A 3,231-nucleotide genomic window follows, 5' to 3' on the forward strand; every position below is an offset into this window, starting at 1 on the left:
GTACCGGCGGCGTCCTCACCTGCTTAATTAAATCAGGACGATTGCTTTTTACCGGAATTTCATGTAAGATTGAATACAGTACATTTTGGGAGGATTTTTACATATGGAAAAAGAAGTGCGCCTGATACAGTCAATCCAGAGGGCGTTTAATATTATCGACTGCTTCAATAACGACAATACCGAATTATCGCTGCCGCAAATCAGCGAAAAAGTTAAACTTCATATTAATACCACCAGAGGAATTGTCAATACACTGGTAGCCAACGGCTATCTGGCCTGCAATGCCGAAAAAAATACATATTGCCTTGGGCTGGTTTATATTACAAAAGCGGATCTTGCGACAGGAAATAATATAAAACGGCTGAGAACCCTGGCCGCCCCGCGTCTCAAAGATATTGCCAACCGGTTCCAGGTCTCGGCCCTGCTGCAGGTTATCACAAATAATAATATTTTTACCATTGAAAATATAAGCCCCGATCACTCCCATTACATTTTGAACAGCCGGATCAATCTTACCTTTGACCTCAATGCCACTGCCTCCGGTAAACTGTTTTTAAAATACATCGATGAGCCTCTCCGGGAGTATTATCTCTCACGGATGGAATTTTTCCCTTATACGGCAAACACCATATTAACCCGTGAGGCCCTGGAAGCGGAGCTTGATACGATTGAGCAAAAAGGGTATTCCACAGAATTTGAAGAAATAGGCCTGGGGATCAGCTGTGTTGCCGTTCCTATTTTGAAAGAGGACAATACACTGTTCGGCACCGTCAGCATAATCGCCTCCAGTTCTGTGATTATGTCCGTCCTGGATACAGCGCTGGAGCCGCTTCACAGCTGCGCCGGGTTCATAGCCGGGAATATCCTCCCATAAGGATGTTATAGTTTCATATGTTATACGTTTATACATTAAATTATCTGCTGCTTCTATAATCGATAACCTGCACGCTCCGCGCACAGGTCACCGTCATCAATCAAAAAAGGAATGCAGAAGGTGAGACGTTTAAGCCTCCGCTTTCTGCATTCCTTTTATATTACCTGCTGCTGTTGTTACAACGGATGGTACCTGTGAATTACATCATTCCCATTCCGCCGCCTGCCGGCATAGCTGGTGTTTCTTCTTTAATGTTAGCTACAACTGTTTCTGTAGTGAGCAGTGTGGACGCTACGCTTGTTGCGTTCTGGAGAGCGCTGATGGTTACCTTGGTCGGATCCAGGATACCTGCCTCCATCATATCCACATACTCTTCTTTATATGCGTCAAATCCAACTCCAACCGGAGATTCTTTTACTTTATTAATAATTACGGAGCCTTCCAGTCCGGCGTTTGCCGCAATGTGGAACAGTGGGGACTCAAGTGCTTTCAGAATGATGCGTCCTCCTGTCTTCTCATCTCCGTCAAGCTCGGAAACAACCTTCTCAACCTCGGCTGCCGCATGGATATATGCGGAACCGCCGCCTGCGATGATACCTTCCTCCACTGCTGCCTTAGCTGCGGATAAAGCGTCTTCCATACGGAGTTTTGCTTCTTTCATCTCTGTCTCCGTAGCTGCGCCGACGCGGATTACAGCAACTCCGCCGGACAGTTTTGCAAGTCTCTCCTGAAGCTTCTCTCTGTCGAAATCAGATGTTGTCTCCTCAATCTGAGCTTTAATCTGGGCAATTCTGTCGGAAATTTCGTTCTTCTCGCCTAAGCCGTCTACGATGATTGTGTTCTCTTTCTGTACTTTGACGGATTTTGCACGGCCTAACTGATCCATTGTTGTGTCTTTCAAATCAAGGCCCAGTTCTTCTGAGATAACGGTACCGCCTGTAAGGATAGCGATATCCTTTAACATCTCTTTTCTTCTGTCACCGTAGCCCGGAGCTTTAACACCTACTACAGTGAAGGTTCCTCTTAACTTGTTGACAATCAGTGTTGTCAGAGCTTCGCCTTCGATATCCTCAGCGATGATTAACAGCTTAGCGCCGGACTGTACCACCTGCTCTAACAGAGGAAGGATTTCCTGAATGTTGGCGATCTTTTTATCTGTGATTAAGATATACGGATCGTCCAGGTTGGATTCCATCTTTTCCATATCGGTTGCCATATATGCGGAGATATAACCTCTGTCGAACTGCATACCTTCAACCAGGTCAAGCTCTGTCTTCATGGTCTTTGATTCTTCAATTGTGATAACGCCGTCTTTGGAAACCTTCTCCATAGCATCTGCTACCATCTGGCCTACTTCATCGTCAGCGGAAGAAATAGCCGCAACTCTTGCGATATCTGCCTGGCCGTTTACAGCCTTGCTCATTCCCTTGATTGCTTCAACAGCTTTTTCCGTTGCCTTCTTCATACCCTTTCTTAAAACGATTGGGTTAGCGCCTGCTGCCAGGTTTTTCATTCCTTCATTAATCATAGCCTGGGCAAGAACGGTAGCCGTAGTTGTTCCGTCGCCTGCTACATCATTGGTCTTTGTTGCAACTTCTTTTACCAGCTGTGCGCCCATGTTCTCGAATGCATCTGCAAGCTCGATTTCTTTTGCAATTGTCACACCGTCGTTTGTGATAAGCGGAGCGCCGAAGGATTTATCAAGAACTACGTTTCTTCCTTTCGGTCCGAGTGTTACCCTGACTGTATCTGCTAACTGATTTACACCTGATTCAAGAGCTTTTCTGGCATCAACGCCGTATTTAATTTCTTTTGCCATGGTTCATCAACCTCCAAATTATTATGTCTTTTTAGTTTCTACTATTTATTCAATAACAGCTAAGATGTCGTTCTGTTTTACAACAACAAATTTTTCTTCTTCCAGCTCCACATCTGTTCCTGAGTATTTGGAATAGATAACTTTGTCGCCGACTTTAACCTGCATCGTGATCTCTTTGCCGTCTACCACTCCGCCTGGGCCTACTGCGATAACTTCAGCCTGCTGCGGTTTTTCTTTTGCCTGGCCTGGTAACACGATACCGGATTTTGTAGTTTCTTCTGCAACTAACTGTTTTAAAACAACTCTGTCAAATAATGGCACTAATTTCATTACTGACTCCTCCTTACTGTTTTGTCTTGTTTTTATTTTTCTTTTTCAAAATGTACTTGGTAATATGTTACTTTTATTTACAAAACAAGTTATACCACGCTTTGTTAGCACTGTCAATAGTTGAGTGCTAACTTTATATATTTTTTACAATCTTTCGTAACAGTTCAGACAGCAATGTCATGATGTTGGGGTCAAAAGGTCTTTTGAC

At 44.1% G+C, this 3,231-nt stretch carries 3 protein-coding genes; 1 reads left to right on the forward strand and 2 read right to left on the reverse strand.

Going from position 1 to position 3,231, the window contains the following annotated elements; all coding sequences use genetic code 11:
• The first annotated feature begins 103 nt into the window (after positions 1-103).
• Positions 104-874 (forward strand): IclR family transcriptional regulator, encoded by a 771-nt coding sequence (locus CLOSYM_RS05590; RefSeq protein WP_021641305.1) that lies wholly within the window; start codon positions 104-106, stop codon positions 872-874.
• A 199-nt stretch (positions 875-1,073) separates the two neighbouring features.
• Here CLOSYM_RS05590 and groL read toward each other — a convergent pair whose 3' ends face one another.
• Together groL and CLOSYM_RS05600 are read right to left on the reverse strand one after the other, a co-directional pair.
• Positions 1,074-2,693 (reverse strand): chaperonin GroEL, encoded by a 1,620-nt coding sequence (gene groL / locus CLOSYM_RS05595; RefSeq protein ID WP_003504976.1) that lies wholly within the window; start codon positions 2,691-2,693, stop codon positions 1,074-1,076.
• Between the two features lie 45 nt (positions 2,694-2,738).
• Positions 2,739-3,023: a co-chaperone GroES gene (locus CLOSYM_RS05600; protein ID WP_003504974.1), complete on the reverse strand. Its 285-nt coding sequence runs from the start codon at positions 3,021-3,023 to the stop codon at positions 2,739-2,741.
• Positions 3,024-3,231 lie beyond the last annotated feature (208 nt).

This window comes from [Clostridium] symbiosum ATCC 14940 (assembly GCF_000466485.1).
In the GTDB taxonomy this organism is placed as follows: domain Bacteria; phylum Bacillota; class Clostridia; order Lachnospirales; family Lachnospiraceae; genus Otoolea; species Otoolea symbiosa.